The sequence below is a fragment of the Microbacterium sp. NPDC089696 genome, assembly GCF_044749125.1.
Classification (GTDB): Bacteria; Actinomycetota; Actinomycetes; order Actinomycetales; family Microbacteriaceae; genus Microbacterium.
Genome location: NZ_JBIVHF010000001.1, coordinates 1,256,204 through 1,280,691 on the forward strand (window position 1 = coordinate 1,256,204; position 24,488 = coordinate 1,280,691).

Annotated in this window: 24 protein-coding genes; 11 read left to right on the plus strand and 13 right to left on the minus strand. The window is 70.9% G+C overall.

Features of this window, described 5'->3' with window-relative positions:
• Window positions 1-6 precede the first annotated feature (6 nt).
• Genes ACIPY8_RS06160 through pdhA form a run of 3 tightly spaced genes read right to left on the minus strand, consistent with a single transcriptional unit; the run spans window position 7 to window position 3,541 of the window.
• A complete protein-coding gene (locus ACIPY8_RS06160; RefSeq protein ID WP_400816124.1) occupies window positions 7-1,404 on the minus strand; it encodes a dihydrolipoamide acetyltransferase family protein in 1,398 nt (465 codons plus the stop codon).
• Entirely contained in the window at window positions 1,401-2,429 is a 1,029-nt protein-coding gene (locus ACIPY8_RS06165) for an alpha-ketoacid dehydrogenase subunit beta (protein ID WP_400816126.1), read from the minus strand. The genes ACIPY8_RS06160 and ACIPY8_RS06165 overlap by 4 nt, the downstream gene beginning before the upstream one ends.
• On the minus strand, window positions 2,426-3,541 hold the full coding sequence (pdhA, locus tag ACIPY8_RS06170) for a pyruvate dehydrogenase (acetyl-transferring) E1 component subunit alpha (protein WP_400816128.1): 1,116 nt from the start codon (window positions 3,539-3,541) through the stop codon (window positions 2,426-2,428). The genes ACIPY8_RS06165 and pdhA overlap by 4 nt, the downstream gene beginning before the upstream one ends.
• Before the next feature lie 151 nt (window positions 3,542-3,692).
• Here pdhA and ACIPY8_RS06175 point away from each other — a divergent pair, with 151 nt between their 5' ends.
• The gene (locus tag ACIPY8_RS06175) at window positions 3,693-4,130 is read left to right on the plus strand and encodes an Lrp/AsnC family transcriptional regulator (RefSeq protein ID WP_400816130.1); all 438 of its coding nucleotides are present in this window, start codon (window positions 3,693-3,695) and stop codon (window positions 4,128-4,130) included.
• 70 nt (window positions 4,131-4,200) lie between these two features.
• On the opposite strand, the gene ACIPY8_RS06180 is transcribed toward ACIPY8_RS06175, so the two are convergent.
• Complete coding sequence (locus ACIPY8_RS06180) at window positions 4,201-5,583, minus strand: DUF222 domain-containing protein (RefSeq protein ID WP_400816132.1); 1,383 nt, start codon at window positions 5,581-5,583, stop codon at window positions 4,201-4,203.
• 113 nt (window positions 5,584-5,696) lie between these two features.
• Window positions 5,697-6,347: an HAD-IA family hydrolase gene (locus ACIPY8_RS06185; protein WP_400816133.1), complete on the minus strand. Its 651-nt coding sequence runs from the start codon at window positions 6,345-6,347 to the stop codon at window positions 5,697-5,699.
• A 77-nt stretch (window positions 6,348-6,424) separates the two neighbouring features.
• Here ACIPY8_RS06185 and ACIPY8_RS06190 point away from each other — a divergent pair, with 77 nt between their 5' ends.
• A complete protein-coding gene (locus ACIPY8_RS06190) occupies window positions 6,425-7,525 on the plus strand; it encodes a DUF998 domain-containing protein (RefSeq protein WP_400816134.1) in 1,101 nt (366 codons plus the stop codon).
• A gap of 7 nt (window positions 7,526-7,532) precedes the next feature.
• Here the strand turns inward: ACIPY8_RS06190 and ACIPY8_RS06195 are convergent, their stop codons facing one another.
• Window positions 7,533-8,393: a MurR/RpiR family transcriptional regulator gene (locus tag ACIPY8_RS06195; protein ID WP_400816136.1), complete on the minus strand. Its 861-nt coding sequence runs from the start codon at window positions 8,391-8,393 to the stop codon at window positions 7,533-7,535.
• Between the two features lie 66 nt (window positions 8,394-8,459).
• Between ACIPY8_RS06195 and ACIPY8_RS06200 the strand changes: the two genes are divergently transcribed.
• From ACIPY8_RS06200 to ACIPY8_RS06210, 3 genes are read left to right on the plus strand one after another with little or no spacing between them, the layout of a single operon-like run.
• Window positions 8,460-9,362, plus strand: coding sequence for an N-acetylglucosamine kinase (locus tag ACIPY8_RS06200; protein ID WP_400816138.1), 903 nt, complete (start codon window positions 8,460-8,462; stop codon window positions 9,360-9,362).
• Window positions 9,352-10,305, plus strand: coding sequence for an N-acetylmuramic acid 6-phosphate etherase (murQ, locus tag ACIPY8_RS06205; protein ID WP_400816140.1), 954 nt, complete (start codon window positions 9,352-9,354; stop codon window positions 10,303-10,305). Before ACIPY8_RS06200 ends, murQ begins: the two co-directional genes overlap by 11 nt.
• Window positions 10,306-10,339: 34 nt before the next feature.
• Entirely contained in the window at window positions 10,340-10,867 is a 528-nt protein-coding gene (locus ACIPY8_RS06210; RefSeq protein ID WP_400816142.1) for a hypothetical protein, read from the plus strand.
• A gap of 17 nt (window positions 10,868-10,884) precedes the next feature.
• On the opposite strand, the gene ACIPY8_RS06215 is transcribed toward ACIPY8_RS06210, so the two are convergent.
• Window positions 10,885-11,208, minus strand: a complete 324-nt coding sequence (locus tag ACIPY8_RS06215) for a DMT family transporter (RefSeq protein ID WP_400816144.1) — start codon at window positions 11,206-11,208, stop codon at window positions 10,885-10,887.
• Window positions 11,205-11,588: a DMT family transporter gene (locus ACIPY8_RS06220; RefSeq protein ID WP_400816146.1), complete on the minus strand. Its 384-nt coding sequence runs from the start codon at window positions 11,586-11,588 to the stop codon at window positions 11,205-11,207. Before ACIPY8_RS06220 ends, ACIPY8_RS06215 begins: the two co-directional genes overlap by 4 nt.
• A gap of 203 nt (window positions 11,589-11,791) precedes the next feature.
• Here ACIPY8_RS06220 and ACIPY8_RS06225 point away from each other — a divergent pair, with 203 nt between their 5' ends.
• Both ACIPY8_RS06225 and ACIPY8_RS06230 read left to right on the plus strand, forming a co-directional pair.
• Complete coding sequence (locus tag ACIPY8_RS06225) at window positions 11,792-13,240, plus strand: glyceraldehyde-3-phosphate dehydrogenase (RefSeq protein WP_400816148.1); 1,449 nt, start codon at window positions 11,792-11,794, stop codon at window positions 13,238-13,240.
• A 39-nt stretch (window positions 13,241-13,279) separates the two neighbouring features.
• Window positions 13,280-14,332 (plus strand): winged helix DNA-binding domain-containing protein, encoded by a 1,053-nt coding sequence (locus tag ACIPY8_RS06230; RefSeq protein ID WP_400816150.1) that lies wholly within the window; start codon window positions 13,280-13,282, stop codon window positions 14,330-14,332.
• Window positions 14,333-14,342: 10 nt separating this feature from the next.
• Here ACIPY8_RS06230 and ACIPY8_RS06235 read toward each other — a convergent pair whose 3' ends face one another.
• Complete coding sequence (locus tag ACIPY8_RS06235) at window positions 14,343-15,785, minus strand: helix-turn-helix domain-containing protein (RefSeq protein ID WP_400816152.1); 1,443 nt, start codon at window positions 15,783-15,785, stop codon at window positions 14,343-14,345.
• A gap of 112 nt (window positions 15,786-15,897) precedes the next feature.
• Between ACIPY8_RS06235 and ACIPY8_RS06240 the strand changes: the two genes are divergently transcribed.
• Window positions 15,898-17,760 carry a phosphoenolpyruvate carboxykinase (GTP) gene (locus ACIPY8_RS06240; RefSeq protein ID WP_400816154.1) on the plus strand — a complete coding sequence of 621 codons (1,863 nt, stop codon included), beginning with the start codon at window positions 15,898-15,900 and terminating at the stop codon, window positions 17,758-17,760.
• Window positions 17,761-17,909: 149 nt separating this feature from the next.
• Here the strand turns inward: ACIPY8_RS06240 and ACIPY8_RS06245 are convergent, their stop codons facing one another.
• Window positions 17,910-19,802, minus strand: a complete 1,893-nt coding sequence (locus ACIPY8_RS06245) for an ABC transporter ATP-binding protein (RefSeq protein ID WP_400816156.1) — start codon at window positions 19,800-19,802, stop codon at window positions 17,910-17,912.
• Window positions 19,803-19,889: 87 nt separating this feature from the next.
• Window positions 19,890-20,096, minus strand: coding sequence for an AsnC family protein (locus tag ACIPY8_RS06250; protein ID WP_400816158.1), 207 nt, complete (start codon window positions 20,094-20,096; stop codon window positions 19,890-19,892).
• A 196-nt stretch (window positions 20,097-20,292) separates the two neighbouring features.
• On the opposite strand from ACIPY8_RS06250, the gene ACIPY8_RS06255 reads away from it, so the two are divergent.
• Window positions 20,293-20,922, plus strand: a complete 630-nt coding sequence (locus ACIPY8_RS06255; RefSeq protein ID WP_400816159.1) for an HAD family hydrolase — start codon at window positions 20,293-20,295, stop codon at window positions 20,920-20,922.
• A gap of 14 nt (window positions 20,923-20,936) precedes the next feature.
• Here the strand turns inward: ACIPY8_RS06255 and ACIPY8_RS06260 are convergent, their stop codons facing one another.
• Complete coding sequence (locus ACIPY8_RS06260) at window positions 20,937-22,397, minus strand: MFS transporter (protein WP_400816161.1); 1,461 nt, start codon at window positions 22,395-22,397, stop codon at window positions 20,937-20,939.
• 142 nt (window positions 22,398-22,539) lie between these two features.
• Between ACIPY8_RS06260 and ACIPY8_RS06265 the strand changes: the two genes are divergently transcribed.
• A complete protein-coding gene (locus tag ACIPY8_RS06265) occupies window positions 22,540-23,037 on the plus strand; it encodes a metallophosphoesterase family protein (RefSeq protein ID WP_400816163.1) in 498 nt (165 codons plus the stop codon).
• Window positions 23,034-23,528 carry a GAF domain-containing protein gene (locus ACIPY8_RS06270; RefSeq protein ID WP_400816165.1) on the plus strand — a complete coding sequence of 165 codons (495 nt, stop codon included), beginning with the start codon at window positions 23,034-23,036 and terminating at the stop codon, window positions 23,526-23,528. Before ACIPY8_RS06265 ends, ACIPY8_RS06270 begins: the two co-directional genes overlap by 4 nt.
• Before the next feature lie 26 nt (window positions 23,529-23,554).
• Here ACIPY8_RS06270 and ACIPY8_RS06275 read toward each other — a convergent pair whose 3' ends face one another.
• Window positions 23,555-24,403, minus strand: a complete 849-nt coding sequence (locus ACIPY8_RS06275; protein WP_400816167.1) for an IclR family transcriptional regulator — start codon at window positions 24,401-24,403, stop codon at window positions 23,555-23,557.
• Window positions 24,404-24,488: the final 85 nt, after the last annotated feature.

The following is a 24,488-nucleotide window of genomic DNA, read 5'->3' on the forward strand; positions in this document are numbered from 1 at the left end:
ACCCGGTCATACCCTCCCGAACGCCCGCAGCGGGTGCTCGATCAGTCCCGTCACGCGCCGGAGGAAGCTCGCCGCGTAGCCGCCGTCGCAGACACGGTGGTCGAACACCAACGAGAGCTGCACGATCCGACGGGCGACGATCTCGCCGTCGACCACCCACGGGCGCTCGATGATCCGCCCGATGCCGAGTATCGCGACGTCCGGGTGGTTGATGATCGCGGCCGAGCCGTCGACGCCGAGCCCCCCGTAGTTGTTCAGGGTGAACGTCGATCCGCGCAGACGCTCGGGCGGGAGCGACCCGCCGCGCGCGGTGTCGGCGAGCTCGCGCAACGCCGTGTCGAGCGCGTCGATGCTGAGGTCGTGGGCACGGGGGATCACCGGGACGAGCAGCCCGCGATCGGTGTCGACCGCGACGCCGAGGTTGACGCCGTCGAAGGAGATCAGCTCGCCGGCGTCGTCGCCGAGACGTGCGGCCAGCACGGGGTGCTCGGCGAGGGCGATGAGCACGAACCGGGCCAGGAGCGCCGTGATCGACGGTGCTCGACCGTCAGGCGAGGCCATGCGCGAGCGCACCTCCCAGAGCTCGGTGGCGTCGACGTCGACCCAGACGGTCGCCTCGGGGATCTCGGAGCGGCTGCGGGCGAGCTTCGCGCTCACAGCCTTGCGCAGCGGGGACAGGCGCTCCCGGGAGCGCACGACGAGGCCGTCGATCTCGGTGCCCCCGGACGTGCTCCCGGCGCCGGTGGACGTGTTCTCCGCGGGGTGGCCGAGCGCGGGCGTCGCGGCGTGGGTGCGGGCGCCGTCGACCGCGCTGTCGACCGCGGCCGCGAGGACGTCTGCGCGCGTGACGGCGCCGTCGTGGCCGGTCGGGGCGATCGTGCGCACGTCGAGGCCCAGCTCGCGGGCGAGGCGCCGCACGAGCGGAGAGTGCACGGCGACCGGTCCGCTGCCGCTGCCCCGGGTCGCGGGGGGCGTGTCCGCGGCGCCGCGCGCGGGTCGGCGGCGACCAGACCGCCCCCGTTCGCTCGTGCCGTATCCGATCAGGACGTTCCCCGAGCCGGCGCGTTCCTCCGTGCGGTAGGCCTCGTGCTCGACCTCGCCGGATGCGGGGGCAGGTTCGTCGACGGCATCCGCTCCGGTCGCTGTGTCGGCGTGCTCGTCGCGGACCTCGAGCACGGGAGCGCCGACGTCGATCGTGTCGCCCGCCTCGCCATGAAGCGCGGTGACGATGCCTGCGAAGGGGGACGGGAGCTCGACGATGCTCTTGGCGGTCTCGACCTCGGCGATCGGCTGATCCGTGGTGATCGTGTCGCCGACGGCGACGAGCCACTGCACGAGTCCCGCCTCGGTGAGGCCTTCGCCGAGGTCGGGGAGGCGGAAGACGCGAGCGGTGAGGGAGGTCATGCGCCGTCCTCCCAGTGCAGGCTGTCGATCGCGTCGAGGACGCGGTCGACGTCGGGCAGGTACCAGTGCTCGAGCTTCGGGGGAGCGAAGGGCGTGTCGAAGCCGGTCACACGGCGCACCGGCGCCTCGAGGTACTCGAAGCAGCGCTCGAACACCCGCGCCTGGATCTCGGAGGCGACGCTCGCGAAGCCCGGAGCCTCCGCGATCACGACCGCGCGCCCGGTGGAGCGCACCGCGGCCGTGACGGTCTCGTCGTCGAACGGGGTGAGCGAGCGGATGTCGACGACCTGCACGCTGCGTCCCTCAGCGGCGGCGGCCTCGGCGGCGTCGAGGGCGAGCGGCACGGAGGCGCCGTACGCGAGGAGCGTCACGTCGGAGCCGTCGCGGGCGATGTGGGCCGACCCGATGTCGACGGTCACCGCGGTGTCGACCTCTCCCTTGCCCCAGTAGAGCTTCTTCGGCTCGAGGAAGACGACGGGGTCGGGGGAGGCGATCGCGGCGCGCAGCAGCGAATAGGCGTCCTGAGGAGTCGAAGGGCTCACGACCGTGAGGCCGGGGGTGTGCGCGTAGTAGGCCTCGGAGGAGTCGCAGTGGTGCTCGACGCCGCCGATGCCGCCGCCGAACGGGATGCGGATCACGAGGGGCATGCGCACACCGCCGCGCGTCCGGTTGCCGAGTTTCGCGACGTGGCTGACGATCTGCTCGAAGGCGGGGAGGGCGAAGGCGTCGAACTGCAGCTCGACGACGGGGCGCATGCCGTTCATCGCCATGCCGACGGCTGTGCCGACGATCCCGGACTCCGCGAGGGGCGTGTCGAAGCAGCGGTCCTCGCCGAACCGCTCGGTGAGCCCGTCGGTGATGCGGAACACTCCGCCGAGCGCGCCGACGTCCTCGCCGAACACCACGACGTCGGGGTCGGCGGTGATCGCGTCGGCGAGCGCGAGGTTCAGGGCCGCGGCCATGCTGAGCGTCTGCACGGTGGTGGAGCTCGCATCGAGCCGGACGTCGTCGTGGGCGATGGTCATCGGACGCCTCCTGCGGTCTCGGGCGCGGCGTGCGCGGCGTCTCGGTCGATCTCGTCGCGGAGGAGCTCCCACTGCTCCCGCAGCTGCGGCGAGCGAGTTCTGGTCACGTAGCGGAAGAGGTCTTCGGGGTCGAGATCGGAGTCGGCGTTCAGCGCCTCGCGCATCGCGGCGGCGACGCTCTCGGCGCCGGCCGCGTACTCGGCTTCGAGCTCGGGCGTCAGCGCGCCCGTCCCGGTGAGATGCGCGCGGAGGCGGGTGAGCGGGTCGCGATCCACCCAGGCCTTGACCTCGTCGCGCTCGCGGTAGCGCGTGTCGTCGTCGGCGTTCGTGTGCGCCTGCATCCGGTAGGTGTGCGCCTCGATGAGTGCGGGGCCGCCACCCGAGCGGGCCCGGTCGACGGCCTCGCCGAGGACGGCGAGCACGGCGGCGACGTCGTTGCCGTCGACGCGCTCCCCGGGCATCCCGTAGCCGATCGCCTTGTGCGCCAGCGACGGGGCGGCGGTCTGGCGGCTGAGGGGCACGGAGATCGCGAACTCGTTGTTCTGGACGAAGAACACGACGGGCACGTGGAACACCGCCGCGAAGTTCAGGGCCTCGTGGAAGTCGCCCTCGCTCGTCGCCCCGTCGCCGCACAGGGCCACGACGACCGTGTCCTCACCGCGTCGGCGGGCGGCGTACGCGAAGCCGACCGCGTGCAGGAGCTGCGTCGCGAGCGGGGTGGCCTGAGGGGCGACGCGGTTCGCATGGACGTCGTAGCCGGAGTGCCAGTCGCCCGTGAGCAGCACCATGGCCTCGGCGGGGTCGACTCCGCGGGCGATCACGGCCACGGAATCGCGATACGTGGGGAACAGCCAGTCGTTCTCACCGAGCGCGAGGGCGACGCCGACCTGGCACGCCTCCTGGCCGTGTGAGGAGGGGTAGACGGCGAGTCGACCCTGCCGCACGAGCGCGCCGGCCTGGTCGTTGATGCGACGCCCCTCGACGAGACCCCGGTAGGCGGCGAGCAGCGCATCCGTGCCGGGGCGCGCGTACCTCTCGTCGTCGACCGTGGTCCCGGTCGGATCGATCAGCTGCACTGCGACGTCTCGCGGCAGAAGCTCCTCGTGTGACATCCGTCCGCCCTCCTTGCCGAACCTGATGGGGACAGCATGCCTGGGGACGCTCACTCGTCCAAGCGATCGACGCGATTCCTGGACGACTGTGCTGTGGTTGCCGAAGTCGACGACGAAGTGTCAGAATTCGTGGACAGGACGAAGGGGTGCCATGGTCTCGTTGGACGATGTCGATCGCGCGATCCTCGAGGAGCTGCGGAAGGATGCGCGCTCGTCGATGACGGCGATCGCCGCGGCCGTGCACATCTCCCGGGCCGGCGCGCATGCGCGCATCAAGCGAATGACCGAGGCCGGGGTGATCACCGGCTACACCGTGCGCACGGATCCCGTGCTCCTCGGCCACCACGCGAGCGCCTACGTCACGTTGGCGATCGAGCAGGCGACGTGGCAGGACGTGAGCGCGCGGCTGCGGGCGATCCCGGAGATCGAGCACATGGCACTAGTGGGCGGCGACTTCGACGTGATTCTGCTCGTGCGCGCGAGCGACGCCCGCGACCTGCGTCGGATCGTGCTGGAGGACATCCAGGCGATCCCGTCGATCCGCTCCACGCGCACGACGCTGATCTTCGAGGATCTGACTCTCGTCTGAAGGAGGATCTGACTCTCGTCTGACGAGAGCCTGGAGGGTTCTCGGTCCCGTCCACCGTGCGAGGTGACCGTCAGAACGGCGGCGGTACGGGATCTCGCGTCGTGACCGTGGTCGGCCGCGGGGGCGCGTCGACATACGTGCCGCCGGTGGGGCTGGTCCACACCAGCACTCCATCGCCGAGATTCTCGACGTGCCACGGTGTGTGGTGCTTGAGGGAATGATGTCGACGGCACAGCGCCGCGAGATTGTCGACCGTGGTCTCGCCGCCGAGCGCGTGGTCGTGGGTGTGGTCGAGGTCGCCCTCGCGTGCGGGGCGGCCGCAGGTCGGGAACCGGCAGTGCTGATCGCGCGCGAGGAGGTGCCGCTTCATCTCGGCCGACGGTCGATAGCGGTCGACCGCGAGGAGCGCGCCCGTCACGGGATGCGTGAGCACGCGGTCCCAGCCCGGAGCCGTGCCCGCGAGGCGCTTCGCCGTCGCGGCGTCGATCGGCGCGCGTCCGTCGATCTCGGCGGGTGCGGTGCTCTCGCCCAGGAGCGTGAGCGCCGGCACGGTGACCGACACCGTGCCGCGGATCTCCGAGAGCATCCGGGCGGGGGAGTCATGCCCGACCGGAGCGCCGGAGAGGAGCAGGTCGAGCGCGAGGTCACACCGTGTCTGGGTGAGCGTGCGGGCGGCATCGCGGGAATCACGAGCGGTGTCGCTGGGGTCAGCGGAGTCGGGGGCGGTACCGGAGTCGGTGGAGGTGCTGGAGTCGGAGGAGTCGGGGGAGGTGCTGTCATGCGGAGACGCCGTGTCATGAACGGCCGTGGCGTCGCTCACGGTCTTCGCCATGTCCGTCAGTCGCGCGAATGCGCCGTGCACGAGGACGGCGGGCCCGAGCAGACCGAGCTCCGCCATGCCATCGGCGCGATCCTTGACCCACACCGTGCGCTCCGCTCGGGCCTCACGGTGCCGCTCCTCGATCGTGCGGCGTTGATAGCGCTCGGCGGCCCGGCGCGCGAGTCGCGCCACACGGTTCGGCGACTCGGTGCGCGCGGTCTCGACCATCTCACGGGCGAACGCGTCGCGATCGGCGTCTTCACGCAGATGCAGACCCGCATCGACGATCGCGCGCACGTGCGCGGCGCTCAGTGTGCCGTCGCCCTGGGCGCGCCAGAGGCGTGGGAACAGGGTCACGACGAGGTCGGCGTCGGCCATGCGGCGCTCGACCGTGCGATCACTGATGCGCAGCGCGGCTCCGAACTCTGCGGCGACCGCACGGGTCGCCATGTCGCCTCCGTCGCGGTCGTCGCCACTGCGGGCGATGTCGATCGCGAGCCGAGAGCCGACCGCGAGCAGACCGTCACGTGCGGCCAGCAGCGATCCGATCGTCCGCTCCACCTCGACGAGCGTCTCGGTGACCGCGCGGAGAGAGCCGATGTGCTCGGCGCTCGCGTTCGTCAGTGCTGTCATGACCCCACTCCACCAGGGGCCTCGGACATTCGAGGGGGAGATCAGGACCAGATATCGGCCAGATCAGAGGGAATTTCGGAGTATCGGAATGAAGGCGGCTCGCCCTCGAGAGGTCAGCCGATCCGCAGCTCGATGCCGTCCGCCGTGCGCACGACGGACACCTGCGTGAGATCGTCGACGGCGTACTCGGGCGCGTGTGTCCGCGCGTGCGGGCCGATCCCGATCACGCGCATCCCGGCGGCGTGCGCCGCCTGGATGCCGGCGCCGGAGTCCTCGAACACGACGCAGTCGGCGGGGTCGACTCCGAGGAGCGTCGCGCCGAGCAGGAAACCCTCCGGGTCGGGCTTGGACGCCGAGACGCTCTCCGCCGTGACCGCGAGCTCCGGGACCACGAGACCCGCCTCGGCCATGCGCGCGTTCATGAGCGGCACGTTCGCCGAGGTCACGATCGCGTGCGGGAGGCCGTCGAGAGCCTCGAGGAAGGCGCCGGCGCCACGGATCTCGACGACGCCGTCGACATCGCTCGCCTCGGTCGCGAGCATCCGCTCGTTCTCGACGAGATTGATCGAGTGGTCGCGCTCGGGGAGCATGATCGCCATGCTCTGGTGACCCTGGCGACCGTGGATCACTCCCAGCACCGTGGCGGGGTCGAGGCCGTGCGGCTCGGCCCAGGAGAGCCACAGGCGCTCCACGACCGCGGTCGAGTCGACGAGGGTGCCGTCCATGTCGAGCAGGACGGCGCGGGCGGAGATGGTCTCGGTCACCCGACCAGGCTACCGTCGGGACCCCGACCGGGAGTCGAGGGACGCAGCTCCTAGGATGTCCACGAGAGGGGGAAGCCATGCGAGCGCTCGGCGACCGGATCCTGGCGGTGCTGCGACAGCTCCGCGGCCCCGAGACGGCCCACGCCGTGTTCGAGGCCACCGCGCTGATCGTCGGCTCCGTGGTCCTCGTGGTGGGCTTCGCGATCGGCCTTCCCGTGTTCTGGGGCCGCGAGCTCCCGATCAGCGGCACCGGGTCGATCGGTGCCTTCGCGGCGATCGGCGGCGCGATCACGGCGGCGCTCGCCTTCGCCGTCGGGCGCCTCGTCGTGCGGCCGGACGAGCCGAGCCCCGACGGCCTCCGCGACGGATTCACCGTGCCGGGCGATCGTCTGCGCTGGTACGACGTCGCCGCGATCGCCTTCGCGCACGCCGCGATCGCCTACCTGGGCTGGATCGGGATCGCGGAGCTGCTGGAGCGCAGCTTCACGGATGCTCCGGTGTACGCCTTCCCCGGTGCGGTGCTGATCGCCGTCGCGTTCGCGCTCACGGCCTATGTGTGCTTCCTCAGCGCGGTGGCGCTCACGCCCATGGTGCTGTCGCTCGTGCTGGCCGTGTTCCTCGTGGTCGGCGCCTTCGCGAGCATGCTCGCCTCCAGCGACGTGCACTGGTGGCGCGACAACCTCTCGGCGCTGGGGATGAGCTCGAACAGCGCCTCGCTCGCCTTCAACGCGACCCTCGTCATCGCGGGCGTCATGGTGACGACGATCGCCCGGTACGCGACCGCGGGGCTGCCGGTGGACGACCCGGTCGACCGGCGAGGGCGCTCCCTCGTGCGCGGCGGCCTCATCCTGCTGGGCATCTTCCTCGCGTGCGTCGGCCTGTTCCCCGTCGACGAGTTCTTCCTGGTGCACAACACCGTGGCGACGGGCATGGCGGTGGTCTTCGCCGTGGTCGTCGTCGGGCTGCCGTGGTTCCTGCGCAGCATCCCCCGAGTCTTCGTCGCGTTCGGTTGGGCCTACGTTCTCGTGATCGTGCTGCTCGCGGCGTTCTTCGCGGTGGGCTACTACAACCTCACGGCGGTCGAGCTCATCGCGGCGGTGCTGATCTTCAGCTGGATCATCGTGTTCCTGCGCACCGCGGGATCGGTGGGCGCCGACCGACGCCACGCGGCCGAGTAGTCGCCGGTCACTCCGCGCGGAGCGCCTGGGTCGCCTCCGCCGTGCGCTGCAGCGCGTCGACCGCATCACTGTGACGGCGCTGCGCGACGCCCACGAACAGGCAGTCGACGAGAGCGAGCTGGGCGATCCGGCTCACCATGGCGCCGGCACGCAGTCGGGGCTCGCGGGCGCGGGTCGTGAGGACGTGCACCGCTGCGTCGGCGACGGGGGAGTCGACCGCGCCCGTGATCGCGATCGTCGTGACGTCGGCCTCTCGAGCCGCCTCGAGGAACCGCTGCGTCTCGATCGTCGTGCCGGAGTGCGAGATCCCGACAGCGACGGTGCCCGGGCCGCCGAGCGCCGCGACGGCGCTCGCCACGTGGGCGTCGCCGAGGACGACGGCCGTCCGGCCGATGCGGAGCAGCTTCTGCGCGAAGTCGGCCGCGACGAGCGCGCTCGCGCCGATGCCGAAGAGGAGGATGCGCGGGGAGGCGTCGATCGCCGAGACGGCGGCGTCGAGAACCGCGTCGTCGAGCCCGGCGATCGTCTCCTCGATCGCGAGCAGCTCGAGGGCGGCGACCTTGGACGCGGCTTCGCGCAGCGAGTCCGCGGGGGAGATCTCCGATCCGAAGCCCGATGACTCGCCGAACTGCGCGGACTCGCGTCCGAGCTCGGCCGCGAGCGCCATGCGCAGAGCCGCATAGCCGTTCACGCCGACCGACCGGCAGAAGCGGATCACGGAGGCGACCGAGGTGCCGCAGGTCGTGGCGAGTTCCGTGATCGTGCTGTCGATCACGACGCGCGGCCGGTCGGCGATCACGCGCGCGATCCGGGCGAGCGACGGCGGCAGCGTCTCCGCGGCGGCCGCGATCGTGGTCTGGATGCTCATGCGTCTCCTGCCTGAATGATCTGAACAATTCTTTCACGCAATGCCGAGAATGGGTAGACTATTTACATGAGGTCCGATCGCCGTGTCATCGCCGTCGATCTCGGCAAGTCGCGATGCCGGGTCGTCGCAGCGGACCCCGTGCGGCGCCCGGCCTTCCACGGCGTCGGCGCTCCCGGGCTCGCCGCCACCGGGGGAGTCGACGCCGCGCTCGCCGCGATCCTCCCCTTCACCGCTGAGGTCGCGGGCCCCTACACGGCCGTCGCGATCGGCGCCGCCGGCGCGTGGGCGGCCCCGGATGCCGCATCCGCTCTCGCCGCGCAGCTCCGAGGCGCGCTCGACGCCCCGGTCGCCGTGACCTCCGACGTCGTCTCGGCCCACGCGGGCGCGCTCGACGGGGGAGCGGGCGTGCTCCTCATCGCCGGCACGGGAGCCGCGGCGCTCGGCGTCGACGGCGACGGCATCCGGCTCGTCGACGGCTGGGGCCCCGAGGTCGGCGACTTCGGCAGCGGCTCGTGGCTCGGCCGCGAGGCGCTGCGCTCCGTGCTGCGCGCCTCCGCCGGGCTCGGACCGCGCACCGTGCTCACCGAGAGCCTCGGAGCGCCGGTGGGGACGATCGACGACGTGCAGCGCTGGCTCGCCCAGGACGGACCCCTCGCGCGTCGGCTCGCCTCCCTCGCCCCGTTCGTGCTCGACGCGGCGGCCGAGGGCGATCCGCGGGCCGTCGAGATCTCGCAGGACGCGGTGCGGCTGCTCGTCGCCACCGCGACCGCCGCCTCGACCCGCTCGCCCGACATCGCCCTGCACGGCGGACTCACCGATCACGCCTGGTTCCGTGCGCGGCTCGAAGACGGGCTGCGCGCCGCCGGACGCACTCCGGTCACCGCGGCGGGAGACGCCCTCGACGGCGCCCTCCTCCTCGCCGACCGCGCCGATCTCCCCCACGAAAGGTTCGTCCACCGTGCCGAATGACGACAACCGTCTCCATGACCTGCTCGAGGTGCTCTCGTCCCTGGGGACCGAGGCCTCGACGACCGAGCGGGGCGACCTCGACCTGCTGCCCACCGCCGAGCTCGTGCGACGCATGAACGCGGAGGACCGTCGCGTGGCGGAGGCCGTGGCCGAGCGTTCCGTCGAGATCGCCGCCGCCGTCGACGGCATCACCGCGCGCTTCCGCCGCGGAGGACGCCTGATCTACATCGGCGCCGGCACCGCGGGGCGGGTCGGGGTCCTCGACGCGAGCGAGTGCCCGCCGACCTTCGGCACGGACCCGTCGATGGTGATCGGCCTCATCGCGGGCGGCGAGACGGCCATCCGCTCCGCGGTCGAGAACGCGGAGGACGACGACCATGCGGCGGAGGCGTCGTTGCGCGGGCTCGGCCTCTCCGCCGAGGACACGGTCGTCGGCATCTCGGCCTCGGGCCGCACCCCGTACGTCGTCGGCGGACTCGCGTTCGCTCGCGGAACGGGCGCGCTCACGGTCGCGATCGCCTCGAACGCGGGCTCCGAGATCGGCGAGGTCGCCGACATCGCGATCGAGGTCGTCACGGGGCCCGAGTTCATCTCCGGCTCGACGCGTCTCAAGTCCGGCACGGCCCAGAAGCTCGTCGTGAACATGCTCACGACGCTGTCGATGATCAAGCTCGGCAAGACCTACCACGGCGTCATGGTCGACCTGCTCGCGACCAACGAGAAGCTGCACGCCCGCTCGGTGCGCACCGTGACGGAGCTCACGGGCGCCTCGGTCGACGAGGCCGCTGCGGCGCTCGCCGCCGCGGAGGGATCGGTCAAGCTCGCGATCCTCATGCTCCTCACGGGCGCCGGAGCGGCGTCGGCCGCGAACGCGCTGCACGAGGCCGACGGCATCCTGCGGCTCGCGATCGCGGCCCAGGGGGAGCGCCCGGCTCCGGAGTGACCCTCGGGTCGGGGAGCGACCATAGGATGCCGATGTGGATCCCCTCCTGCCCGCCGCGCCCTGGATGCTGGCGCTCGCCGGCGTCGTCGCGGGTGCGGCCTCCGTCGCGGCGGGACCCGCGTCCCCGTGGCAGGCACGGCAGATGGCCGTCGTACGACTGGTCGTCCTCGTCCTGATCGCCGGGTTCGGCGATCAGGCTCTCGTGCGCGTCGTCCTCGGCGTCGTCCTGCTGCTCTCGGCCATGATCGGCACGGTCGGCGTGCGCGGCACCTCGTCGGCCGCGTCCTGCGTGCATCGTGCGGCCGTGTCCCTCGTGCTGGCCGTCTGCCTGTGGGAGGGGCTCGCGACCGGACAGGCCGTCGCGCCGACGGGCCACCACGGCTCCGGGCTCTCCGGCGTGCTCTCGATCGTGGGGGTGGTCGGCGTCATCGGCGTCGTGCTGTGGACCGTCGTCGCCGACCGGGTGCTGCCTCCACCGCGCGATCGCCGCGCCGCCCGATTCCTCACGGTCGAGTCCTGGGCCATGGCGGCGGGTGTCGCGGTGCTGTGCCTCGCGATGTGACGGCGGAGAGCAGCGCCTCAGTGCGCTCCGCCGAGTTCGATCAGCACCACGCCCACCGCGATGAGCGCGACGCCGATCGCCATGACCACCGAGAAGTGGTCCTTGAAGATCACGCGGCCCAGCACGGCCGTGATCGCGACGCCCGCCGCCGCCCAGACGCCGTAGGCCACGCCGACCGGCATCCCCATCGCGAGCACCGCGCCGAGCAGGCTGAACGCCAGCACGTAGCCGACCACGATCACGGGGATACACCGTCGTCGGCGCAGGCCCTCCGACGCGCGCAGGCTCAGTGTCGCCGTGACCTCGCTCGCGATCGCGAGCACCAGCAGCACCCACGTCACGAGGCGGCCACCGTCGGCGTCACGACGTCACGGTCCGCTCGCGCGTGGGACCCGAGTTCGACCAGCAGGACTCCGACGACGATCACGCCGATGCCGACGATCTGCACCGTGCCCAGGAGCTCGCCGAACAGCACGGTGCCGAGCACCGCGGTGAGCACCACTCCGATCGCCGACCAGATGCCGTAGGCCACGCCCACCGGCATGCCGCGATCGAGCACGACCGACAGCAGGAGCAGCGACGACGTGTAGCCGATCACCACGACGATCAGCCAGAGCGGGTGCGCGAAGCCCTCGGCGGCGCGCAGCGACAGCGTCGCGCCGACCTCCAGCGCGATCGCGAGCAGCAGGGGCGGCCAGGCCGAAGGGCGGGGATCGGTCATCGGGGGCCTTTCGAGAAGGGAGGCGCAGCGGAGGGGCTTCGGGAAGAACCCGTCGGATGCTGACAGGATTCCCTGTCCGGCAGGTGAACGACCCCGATTTCCACGCATCCCGCCGTGCCCGTACCCTGGGATCATCCCCCGAAGCTCACCCGGCAATCCCGCGCGCCGGCGACCTCGGCGCGCTCATACATGCAAGGACGCAGATGAACGTCACCACCGCACCGCACGACGACTGGACGGCACGCGAGGAGCTCGCCGAGCGGATGATCCCGCTGATCGGGGCGCTCAAGCGCGACCGCGACGTCGTCACCTCGCTGCACGGACACCGCCTCGTGGGGCTGTCGGCGACCGGCATCGTCGAGATGCACGACCGGGTCGCCCAGCTCGGCCACGCGGAGCTCGCCCTCGACGACACCCTCGCGGTGATCGAGGCCGTGCACGGGCTCGCCCCCGGGGCGTCCTCGCTCGACGTCGCGCGCCTGGTCGAGGGGCACGCGGCCTCCGGCCTGACGCTCGACGACTACCTCACCGCCGAGCTCGCCCCGGCCGTGGGTGCCGTCGCGGCCGCACCGACCGACGTGGTGCTGTACGGGTTCGGGCGCATCGGGCGACTTCTCGCACGCATCCTCATCGCGCACACGGGCGGGGGCAGCGGTCTGCGTCTGCGCGCCATCGTCGTGCGCCGAGGCTCCGCGAACGATCTGGTCAAGCGCGCCTCGCTGCTGCTGCGCGACTCCGTGCACGGGCGTTTCGCCGGCTCCGTCACGGTCGACGAGGAGGCCGAGCAGATCGTCGCGAACGGCACGCGCATCCAGGTCATCTACTCCGACGATCCGGCATCCATCGACTACACGGCGTACGGGATCCAGGATGCGATCGTCGTCGACAACACCGGCCGCTGGCGCGACGAGGTGGGGCTCAGCCGCCACCTCGAGTCGACCGGCGTCGCGCGCGTGCTGCTCACCGCGCCGGGCAAGGGCGCGCTGAAGAACATCGTGCACGGCATCAACGACCGCACGATCACCCCCGACGACCGCATCGTGACGGCGGCGTCCTGCACCACCAACGCCATCACGCCGGTGCTCAAGGCCGTCGACGAGGCTTACGGGATCGTGCGCGGACACGTCGAGACCGTGCACTCCTTCACGAACGACCAGAACCTCATCGACAACTTCCACAGCGGCGATCGCCGCGGACGCTCGGCGGTGCTCAACATGGTCATCACCGAGACCGGCGCGGCGAAGGCGGTCGCCCGTGCCCTGCCCGAGCTCGAGGGCAAGCTCACCGGATCGGCGATCCGCGTGCCCACGCCCGACGTGTCGCTGGCGGTGCTACATCTCACGCTCGACCGCGCCGCCGTGAAGGACGAGCTGAACGACTACCTGCGGCGTGTGTCGCTGCACTCGCGGCTGCGCCAGCAGATCGACTACGTCGAGAGCCCGGAGGTCGTCTCCACGGACTTCGTCGGCTCGCACCGCGCCGGCATCGTCGACGGCCTCGCGACCATCGCGAACGACCGCGACGTCGTGCTGTACGTCTGGTACGACAACGAATACGGCTACTCGTGCCAGGTGATCCGCGTCCTCGAGGTCATGGCGGGCTCCCACCCCGTGGTCCTCCCCGAGCGCCGCGAGGTGACTCTGCACGGCTGAACCTCGGTGGGTGTCGGCCACGCGCGGCATGATGGGGGCATGACGTCCGCGACACTGCTGTCGGAGCGCCTGCGCGCCCATCGCCTCTCTGCGCCGGCGCGCACGCTGTTGGATGCCGCGGCACACATGCTCGCCGTGCAGAGTCAGGACTTCACGGCCGGGCGGTGGGTGCTCGCCTCCCGCACCGGCGGAGAGCCGACGCTCTCCGCCGTGGACCGGGCGTTCGACCGCGGCGACCTCGTGCGCGCCTGGACGATGCGCGGGACGCTGCACACGATCCCCGCTCGGGATCTCGGCTGGGTGCTGTCCGTCACGGGTGAGCGGCAGCGTCAGCAGGCAGCCGGACGCCGCCGCGACCTGGGCATCGACGAGCACATGGTGGGGGCGGCCAGGGACTCCGTCGTGCCGCGGCTGCGCGACGGCGGACTGACCCGCGCCGAGATGTTCCTCGCCTTCCAAGGCGCGGGGATCGACCCGACGGGGCAGCGCGGCATCCACCTGCTCAGCGAGCTGACGCTGCGCGGACTCGTATGCCAGGGGCCGGTCGTCGCGCGTGAGGGGGTGAGCCGCGAGCAGCGCTTCGTGCTGGTCGAGGAGCACATCCGCGAGCACGAGCATCCGGCGGATCCGCTCGCCGAGCTCTTCGTCCGCTACGTCGACGGGCACGGACCCGCGACGGTCGCGGACTTCGCGTGGTGGTCGGGTCTCACTCTCGGACTCTCCCGCGAGGCGAGGGAGCGCGCCTCCGGGCGGGTCGTCGAGATCGAGGAGGGCGTCTTCACCGCCGTCCGCCGACCCCGGCGCGCGGCAGCGGCACCGTCCGTGCATGCGCTCGGCGCGTTCGACGAGTACTACATCTCCTACGCCGACCGCACGGGCGTCTGCGCACCCGAGCATCTCGCCGCGGTCGGCCCCGGCAAGAACGGCATGGTGCGCGCGACGATCGTCGCCGAGGGACGCGTGGTCGGATGCTGGACGCACAGCGCCGCTGCGCTCGGCACCCCGGCCGAGCTGTTCGAGCCCGACGTCGACGTGGACGCGGATGCCGTGCAGGAGGCGCTCGCGCGCTTCACGCGGTTCCTCGGACGCTGAGGGAGCGCCGCTACTCGCTCGCGTGCCGCCCGAGGAAGGCGTACACCTCGTTGTCGTCGACCCCGGGGAAGGCGCCGCGGGGGAGCGGCGAGAACATGTGCGTGTGCACGCGCGCGCTCGGCCACGCCCTGCCCTTCCAGCGCTCGGTGAGCTCGGCGGACGGTCGGCGGCAGCACGCCTCGTCGGGGCATGTCGACACCGCGCGGTCGGAGGTCTCGCGTCCGCGCCACCAGCGCGCGTCGTCGAAGGGCACGCCGACCGTGACCGAGAACTCGCCCTCGGTCGACGAGCCGGTCTGCGTCGAGCACCAGAACGTGCCGGAGGGCGTGTCCGTGTACTGATGGTGCTCCGTGGTGCGGTTCTGCTGCGTGAAGGCGCTCCGCGCCTGGAACTTGCGGCACACGCGCTGGCCCTCGACCGCTCCGGTGACGTCCATCGGCAGCGGCAGGTCGTCGTTCTCGTACACGCGCGTGATGGCGCCGGTCTCGTCGACGCGGAGGAAGTGCAGCGACATGCCGAGGTGCTGCGTCATGAGGTTGGTCATCCGCATGCCCGCGGCCTCGTGCGTCACGCCGAAGCCGTCGCGGAAGTCCTCCACCGCGAGGTTGCGGTCCTTCTTGGCCTGGTGCAGGAACGCCACCGCCGCGGTCTCCGGCATCAGACAGCACGCGGCGAAGTAGTTGATCTCGAGCCGCTGCTGCAGGAAGTCCGCGTAGTCGGTGGGCGGCGTGTGGCCGAGCAGGCGGTGGGCCATGGCCTGCAGCGCCATCGACCGCAGGCCGTGCCCGCCGGGGATCGACGCCGGCGGCAGGTAGATGCGCCCGTTCTCGAGGTCGGTCACCGAGCGCGTCGAATGGGGCAGGTCGTTGGCGTAGATGAGCTCGAAGCCGAGCTTCTCCGCCATGATGCTCACGGTGCGGTGGGTCAGCGCGCCCTGCACGTGACCGGCGGCCTTGAGCTGCTTCTCCGCGAGCTTCTCGATGTCACCGAGGTAATTGTTCTGCGCGCGCATCCGCAGCCGGAGCTCGGTGTTGGCGCGTCGCGCCTCCTCGGGGGTGGCGATCGCCTCGCGCTCGCGGCGCTGCAGTTCGCGGTGCAGACCGAGCACCGACTCGATCGTCTCGTCGCTCATGCCCTTCGTGACGCGCACGGGTGCCACCCCGAGCTGTCGGAACACCGGGCTCTCCTGCGCGCGTTCCAGTTCGATCTCCAGCGCGGCGCGGCGGTTCGGCGGTTCACCCGAGATGAGGTCGGTCACCTCGGTCCCCGTCGCCTGCGCGATGGCCTGCAGGAGCGAGAGCTTGGGCTCGCGCTTGCCGTTCTCGATGAGGCTGAGCTGGGAGCCGGCGACGCCGACCAGAGCTCCGAGCTCGTCGAGCGTGTGGCCGTTCGCCAGACGGTGATGCCTGATGCGATGACCGAGAGTCGTGAGATGGATGCCGGAGGAAGCCATTCCTTGATCTTAGCGAAAGAATCGCATTTCTTATCGCGCGAATCGACGAAAAGTGACGAGGAATCCGGAAGAAGATAGGTGCAACGCCCCCTACTTCCAAGGAGCAGATGTCATGGCGATCGCCGAAGTCTTCACCCCTCGTGCCGCATCCGTCGCACCCGTGCGCACCTTCGGAACGGCTCCGACGTATGACACCCCGGACATGACGGAGCTGGCGGCATGGGTCGACGAGATCGCCGCGCTCACGCAGCCGGACCGCATCCACTGGGTCGACGGCTCGCGCGCCGAGAACGACTGGCTGCTGCGCGGCCTCGTCGACGAGGGCAAGCTCATCAAGCTCAACCCCGAATGGCGTCCCGGTTCGTACCTCGCCCGCTCGCACCCCAGCGACGTCGCCCGCACCGAGGGCCGCACGTTCATCGCCTCCGAGAGCGAGGAGGACGCGGGCCCCACCAACAACTGGGCCGACCCTTCGCAGATGCGCGAGAAGATGACCGAGATCTTCGAGGGATCGATGCGCGGGCGCACGATGTTCGTCGTCCCGTTCTCGATGGGCCCCGTCGGCGGTCCGCTCTCGCACATCGGCGTGCAGGTCACCGACAGCGCCTACGCGGTCGCCTCGATCGGCATCATGACCCGCGTCGGCGACGCCGTCACGCGTCAGATCGCGGAGGGCGCCCCCTGGGTGAAGACCGTCCACTCGGTCGGCGCCCCGCTCGCCGACGGCGAAGCCGACGTCGAATGGCCGTGCAACGACGACAAGTACATCGTGCACTTCCCCGAGACGCTCGAGGTGTACTCGTTCGGCTCCGGCTACGGCGGCAACGCGATCCTCGCCAAGAAGTGCTTCGCGCTGCGCATCGCCTCGGTGATCGCCCGCGACGAGGGGTGGCTCGCCGAGCACATGCTGCTCATCCGCGTGATCGATCCGAACGGTCGGGCCTTCCACGTCGCCGCCGCGTTCCCCTCGGCATGCGGCAAGACGAACCTCGCCATGCTGCGTCCGACCATCCCCGGATGGCGCGTCGAGACCCTCGGCGACGACATCGCCTGGATCCGCCCGGGTGAGGACGGACGACTGTGGGCCATCAACCCCGAGGCCGGCTTCTTCGGCGTCGCGCCCGGCACCGGCGAGTCCACCAACGTCACCGCGGTAGAGACGCTGTGGGGCAACACGATCTTCACGAATGTGGCCCTGCGTCCCGACGGCGACGTGTGGTGGGAGGGTCTGACCGACGATGCCCCGGCCGAGCTGATCGACTGGGAGGGCAACGCCTGGACGCCGGACTCCGGCCGCCCCGCCGCGCACCCGAACTCGCGCTTCACGGTCTCGGCCGCGCAGTGCCCGCAGATCTCGGAGGACTGGGAGGATGCCGTCCCGCTCGACGTGATCCTGTTCGGCGGACGTCGGGCGACCAACGTGCCGCTCGTCGTCGAGGCCACCGACTGGACGCACGGCGTGTTCCTCGGCTCGAACATCTCCTCGGAGCGGACGGCCGCCGCCGAGGGCACGGTCGGCGAGCTGCGCCGCGACCCGTTCGCGATGCTCCCGTTCTGCGGCTACAACATGGCCGACTACTTCGGGCACTGGCTGAAGGTCGGGCGGGGGCTGCGCTTCGACCGCGCGCCGCGGATCTTCCAGGTGAACTGGTTCCGCCGCGGAGCCGACGGCCGTTTCCTGTGGCCCGGCTTCGGCGACAACTCGCGGGTCGTCGATTGGATCATCCGCCGCATCACGGGTGAGGTGTCGACCGTGGACAGCGCCATCGGTCGCCTGCCGATCGTGTCCGACCTCAACCTCGACGGCATCGACGTGCCGCAGGAAGACCTCGAGGAGCTGTTCTCGGTCGACCCCGAGGCGTGGAAGACCGAGGCCGACCTCACCGAGGAGTTCTACGACACCTTCGGCGACAAGGTGCCGGCCGCGCTCCGCGCCGAGCTGTCGTCGCTGCGCTACCGCCTCGACAAGGCGTGACAGACCGGGCGCCGGTTCGGGGGAGCCGGCGTCCTACAGCTCCCGCCCGCGAGGGCGGGGGAGCCCCCAGACCCGCGAAGGCGGGAAGTCAGAGACGAACCCATGGCTGAGTGGTCTCCGGCATCCCGCCTTCGCGTTGGTGTGTACGCCTATGCCAGCAGCTGGTGCCGCGCGAGGTCGCGGTACAGCGGAGTCGACTCGACGAGCTCGACATGCGTGCCCTGCCCCACGACCGCGCCGTCCTGCAGCACCACGATGAGATCGCTGTCGACGACGGTCGAGAGCCGGTGCGCGATCACGACGAGCGTGCGGTCGGTCGACACGGCGTCGATGGCCTCGCGCATCCGCTGCTCGTTCACGCCGTCGAGCGACGACGTCGATTCGTCGAGCAGCAGGATCGGCGCATCCGTCAGCAGTGCGCGGGCGATGGCCAGACGCTGGCGCTCTCCGCCGGAGAGCATGACGCCGTCCTCGCCCACGGGGGCCTGCAGTCCGAGGGGACTGCGCTCCAGGACGTCGCCGAGGTTCACCGCGCGCAGCACCTGCTGGCACGCATCGTCGGTGGCGTCGGGCGAGGCGAGGCGCAGGTTGTCGGCGAGCGTGCCGGCGAGGGTCGGAGCGTCCTGCTCGACGTAGCCGAAGCGCGCTCGCAACTCGTCTCGGGGGTAGGTGCGCGCATCGTGACCCTGGACGCGGATGGACCCGCCCGTGGGGTCGTAGAAGCGCTCGATCAGCGAGAGGATCGTGCTCTTGCCGGCGCCGCTCGGGCCGACGAGCGCCACGCGCGAGCCCTGCGGCACGGCGAAGGAGACGCCGCGAAGAACCTCGCGGTCGGCCTCGTCGGCCTTGTCCGCCACATCCTCGCTCGGGTCGAGGTGTGCGTCGGCGAGCAGCGTGCGCGCCTCCTTCTCGGCGGCGGCGCGAGCGGCCACGACGTTCTCGGGGTAGTGGAAGCGCACGTCGCGGAACTCGATCGCCGGCGCATCGGGGTCGCTGTCGTCGCGGGGGAGGGCCGCCGCTGTCGCGGCATCCTCCTGCGTCTCGGTCGGCAGGTTCAGGATCTCCTGGATGCGTCCCAGCGCGCCCAGCGCCTGGTTCACCGAGGTGATCGCGCCGAACGTCGTCGCGAGGGGCATCACGAGCATGAACAGGAACATGATGAAGGTGATGAGCGAGGCGATCGTGAGGTCGCCCGCCGCGACGCGGAATCCGCCGACGCCCAGCACCACGAGCAGCGAGAGCTGCAGGGCCACGCCGGCGATCGGCACGACGAGCGACGAGATCTTCGCGATCCGCACGCCGATGCCGTAGGCGTCAGAGGCGAGCGTCGACACCGCCTCGGTCTCGCGCTCGGTCGCACCCGAGGCCCGCACGGTGCGGATCGAGCCGACCGCGCGCTCCACGCCGGACGCCAGTTCGCCGACCTTCTCCTGCTGGGCGGTCGAGGCCGTGCGGATGCGCCCGCTCAGCACGGTGACGACGACGACGGAGACGCCGATCACGATCACGATCAGCAGGAGCAGCACGGGGTCGATCACGAGCATCGCGATGAGCGCGCCGAGGAACAGGATCGCGCTGCCGACGGCATCCGCGAGCCCCTGCGTGAGCACGGCGTACAGCAGGGTCGTGTCGGTGCCCACCCGCGAGACGAGGTCGCCCGTGCGACGAGCGTCGAACTCGCTGACGGGCAGATGGAGGATGCGGGCGATGAGCTTGCGACGGCTCGAGTACACGACCGCCGTGCCGGTGCGCTGCAGGAGGTAGTGCTGGTACCCGGAGATGACCGATGACACGATCACGAAGCCGATCAGGAGCCAGACGAGGACGCCGATACCGGTCTCGGACTGCACGGCCTCGATGACCTGACCCACGAGCAGCGGCTGCACGAGCGAGGTCGCGGCGCCGAACACGCTGAGCACCGCGACGACGATGAGCGTGCGCTTGTGCTCGAACAGGAAGGGGAGGAGCTGGCGGAAGGTGGCGCGCGGACCGTCCTGCGGTGCGCCCCGTCCGCGTCGGCGTGACGTCGCCGTGCTGGACATGCGGGACCTCGTTCTGAAAGGGGTACTTCGACCGTACTTCGTGTCCGGTCGGTTTCTATGGCTGGGCTGTATGTGCCCGGGTGGGCGTCAGCGGCGTCCGAAGCGTCGGTGCGCGGCCTGCTTGGTCACGCCGAGCGCCCCCGCGATCGCCTGCCAGGAGTAGCCGAGGTTGCGCGCGCGGCGCACCTGCGTCTCCTCGGCGCGGGCGATCTCGCTGCGCAGGGCGGCGAGCCGGTGCAGTTCGGCGATCGGCTCGCCGCGATCGTCGAGAGCGTGAGCGGTCTTCAGGGTCATGGCAACCTCCTGCGTCTGTCCCGTCAATCTTTGTTGACGCACGGCCGTATGTCAACAAGGATTGACGACTCTCGCGAAGGAAAACGGCGCTTCCGAAGGAGTGATCCGGAGTCGGGCTCCTTGCGGAGCGCACATCTCCTTCCCGAGCGCACGCGGCGACCGACACATCATCGGCTCGCTCACGTAGGGTGTGCGGATGCCGGAGAAGACGACGTGGATCCTGTTCGACATCGGGGGCGTGCTGGAGGTCGTCGACGACGACACCTGGCAGGAGCAGTGGTGGGAGCGCGTGCGCGCGGTCAGCGGACTCGCGCGGGACGAGCTGGACGCGCGCATCGATGCCGCGGACCTGCCCCGCATCGACCTCACGGTCGGCACCGAGGGAGCGTTCTGGGCGGGGCTCGCCGTGGCGCTCGATCTCGACGACGCGCAGCGGACCGCCATCCGTGCGGACTTCTGGGACGCGTACTGCGGCACCGCGAACCACGAGCTGATCGAGTACTCGCGCTCGCTGCACGGCAGGGCGCGGACGGCGATCCTCTCGAACTCCGCCGACGGCGCGCGCGAGGAGGAGGAGCGACGCTTCGGCTTCGCGTCGATCTTCGACCCCATCTGCTACAGCCATGAGCTCGGCGTCGCCAAGCCCGAGCCGCAGGCCTATCTCCGCACGCTGGAGGCGCTCGGCGCCGAGCCGGAGGACGTGTTCTTCATCGACGACCACCAGCTCGCGGTCGACGGAGCAGCCGCCAGCGGCATCCGCGGCATCCTGCATCGGAGCAACGCGACCACCGTCGCCGCGATCGAACGCTTCCTCGCCGAGCGCTGAGCGGACGAGACCTCTCAGAGCTCGACGGCGGCAGCGACCCCGAGGTCGGACTCGTAGTCGGTGTCCTTGGTCTCCTTCGACAGGAAGAGCGCGATGAACGTCAGCACGCCCATGACCGAGAGATACAGACCCACGAGCCACGGTGCGCCGTCGCCGAGCTCCCACAGCCACACGGCGATCAGCGGTGCGACCGCGGCGCCGAGGATCGACGACACGTTGTACGAGATCGCCGACCCCGTGTAGCGCACGTTCGTGGGGAAGAGTTCGGGCAGCAGCGCGCCCATCGGACCGAACGTCGCCCCCATGAGCATGAAGCCGAACACGAGGAACGCCTGCGCGAGCGCGCCCGTGAACTTCGGGTCCATCGCCGGCAGCAGGAAAGCGTTGAACGTGAGACCGAACACGATGATGAGACCCGTGACCCAGAGCAGCAGCTTGCGACGACCGATCGAGTCCGCGATCGGGCCGGACAGCAGCGTGAAGATGCCGAAGAACACGACACCGACGATCTGCATGAGCACGAAGTCCGTGTACCCGAAGCCCAGTCCGGGATAGAACTGCGCCGCGAACGCCGAGGCGTCGAAGTCCTTGCCGGCGGCCTCTGCGGCAGCCTGAGCGGCGGCGGAGGCCGTCTCGAGCGAGGCGGGCTTCGTGCCGTAGGCGAGGGTGAAGTTCGTCATCAGGTAGAACAGCACGTACGTCGCCAGCATGATGAACGTGCCGAGGATCAGCTGCTTCCAGTGGTGGCGGAACACGGTCGCGAGCGGCAGCTTGCGGATCGCGCCGCTCTCCTCGGCCTTCTTGAACGTGTCGGACTCGACGAGCTTGAGGCGCACCCACAGGCCGATGATGACCATGACGGCCGAGAACAGGAACGGGATGCGCCAACCCCACGACAGGAACGCCTCGGACTTGAGTGCGGGGTTCTCGGAGTGCGGCAGCAGCCAGTTGATCGCGAGGAACAGGAAGTTCGCGATGATGAAGCCGAGCGGGGCGCCCAGTTGCGGGAAGGTGCCGTACCAGGCGCGCTTGCCCTTCGGGGCGTTCTCGGTCGCGACGAGCGCTGCGCCCGACCACTCCCCGCCGAGCGCGAAGCCCTGGAACAGACGCAGGATGAGCAGCAGCAGGGCTGCCCACCGCCCGATCTGCTGGAACGTCGGCAGCAGGCCGATCACGAACGTCGCGATGCCCATGGTCAGCAACGACGCGACGAGCGTCGCCTTGCGGCCGAACTTGTCGCCGAAGTGTCCGAAGACCACCGCGCCGATGGGGCGGGCGACCATGGCGGCGCCGAAGACCGCGAAGGAGGAGAGCAGCGAGGTCGTGTCGTTGCCCGTGGGGAAGAAGAGCACGGGGAAGACGAGGACGGCGGCGGTCGCGTACGCGTAGAAGTCGTAGAACTCGATCGTCGTGCCGACGAGGCTGGCGGTGATGACGCGTGATCGCGGATTCGCGGGCGCTGTGGTCGCACTCATGCTGCTCCTTAGTCCCGTGCGCCGGTATACCGGAGCACTCGGGCGATCTTACGCCTACCTGGGAGTTCGCTGAGCGCGGATGACGCCGAGGGGCGCTGCCGGCGTGCGTAGAGTCGGAGGAGAACCGCCCGTTGGAGGTGACATGACGACACGGATGCTGCTGCTCGCCGACACCCATGTGCCGAAGCGCGCTCGTCGTCTGCCGGACGCCGTGCTGCGCGCGATCGACGACGCCGACGTCGTGGTGCACGCGGGGGATTGGGTCGACCTCGAGACCCTCGATCTCATCGAGTCGCGCTCTCGCGTGTTCCACGGTGTGCACGGCAACAACGACGGCCCTGAGCTGCGTGAACGGCTGCCCGAGGTCGCGAGGTTCACGGTCGAGGACGTGCGGATCGCGGCCGTCCACGAGACGGGTGCGGCGACCCGCCGGGAGCAGCGTATGGACGAGGCGTTCCCCGGCGTGGATCTCCTCGTCTTCGGCCACTCGCACATCCCCTGGGACAGCGTCGCGCCCTCCGGGATGCGGCTGCTCAACCCCGGCTCGCCCACGGACCGCCGCCGTCAGCCCGTCTGCACCATGATGACCGTGACGATCGACGAATCCCGTGTCGACGCGACCCTGGTGCCGGTCGCGTGAGCGAGGAGACCCCCGTCTACCGCGCGCCGATGAGGTCGCGAGACGACGCGGTTCCGCACGGGGCCGGCCCGGAGCGGGCGCTGACGCTCGGCATCTGCGGGATCGGCGGCCGGCTGCACCCCGCGCCGGATTCCCTGCAGGAGGCGCTCACCACGGCGGACGCGCAGGCCGGCATCCGACTCGCATGGCGCATCGAGAGGTTCGCGAAGGCGCCGATCGGCTCCTTCGTCTGGACGAGGGACGCCGACGGCCTGACCTATCTCGGACGGATCGTCGGCCCCTGGGCCTACGACGCCGACGAGGCGGCGGACGCCGTTGACCTCGTGCACGTGCGGGCCTGTCGGTGGCTGGCGGAGCCCGTCGCCGACGCGGTGGTGCCGGCGGACGTGCAGGCGGCGTTCGGACGGGGCGGACGCAACTGGCAGCGGATCCGCGCCGCGAGCGTGAGCGCACCGACGCGGGCGGTCTGGGACGCGGCCGTCGACGGGTGAGAGCCGACGCCGGAGCGCGACGACGCTCAGGCCGACCCGAGGCGCGCTGAGAGCTCCCGCGCCGCGCGCGAGACGAGCGACCCCAGCGCGTCGAGGCGCGGACCGATCCGCGCCTTCGGGGCGCTCACGTTGACCGCCGCGACGATGCGGCCCGTGAAGTCGACGATCGGGGCGGAGGCCGCCACGACGCCGAACTCCAGCTCCTCGTCCGACAGCGCGTAGCCCTGCTCGCGGATACGGGCCAGCTCGATGTGCAGGCTCGTCAGATCCGTCACGGGGGAGTTGCCAGGCGGGGGAGAGTCGAGCACGGGGAACCCCGAGGGATCGGCCTGGTCGAAGCGCCCGACCAGCGGCTGGTCCTGCCCGTGATCGTCATACCAGCGCGCGAGCGACTCCTCGTCCCAGTCGCTGAGCAGCGCACGGCCCGAGGGAGTGCGCCACGCGGCGGTGGTCGTCCCCGCCCAGCCGGTCGTGCGCACGTCGTGCGGGCTCAGCTCGCTCAGCAGCGTCAGCACGTTGCCTCCGCGCAGCACGCACAGGTGGCTGGTCTCGCGCGTGGACTGCACGAGCCGGCGCAGGATGCCGCGTGAGGCGTGCACGAGCGTCGATGTCGCCGTGTGCGCGGCGAGAGCGTAGAGCCGCGGGCCGAGCAGGTAGCGCAGCGACTCCTCGTCGCGCTCGACGAGTCCGGTCTCGGCGAGCGTCGCGAGCGTCCGCGACACCACCGCCTTGTCGCGCCCGGTGAGCTGCGCGACCTGCGAGACGCCGAGTCCTCCGGAGCGCAGCGCCTCGTCGCCGCCGAGCAGTTCGAGGATCTCGATGTCGCGGCCGAGGCCGGAGGAATTGCGGCGCGGGCCGCGCGTCGTGGTGGTCACGCGAGGGAGTCTAGCTCGATCCGTTGCCATATACACAACCCACTTTGACGAAATGGCCACACGGGCTACCGTGAGATTCATCCCC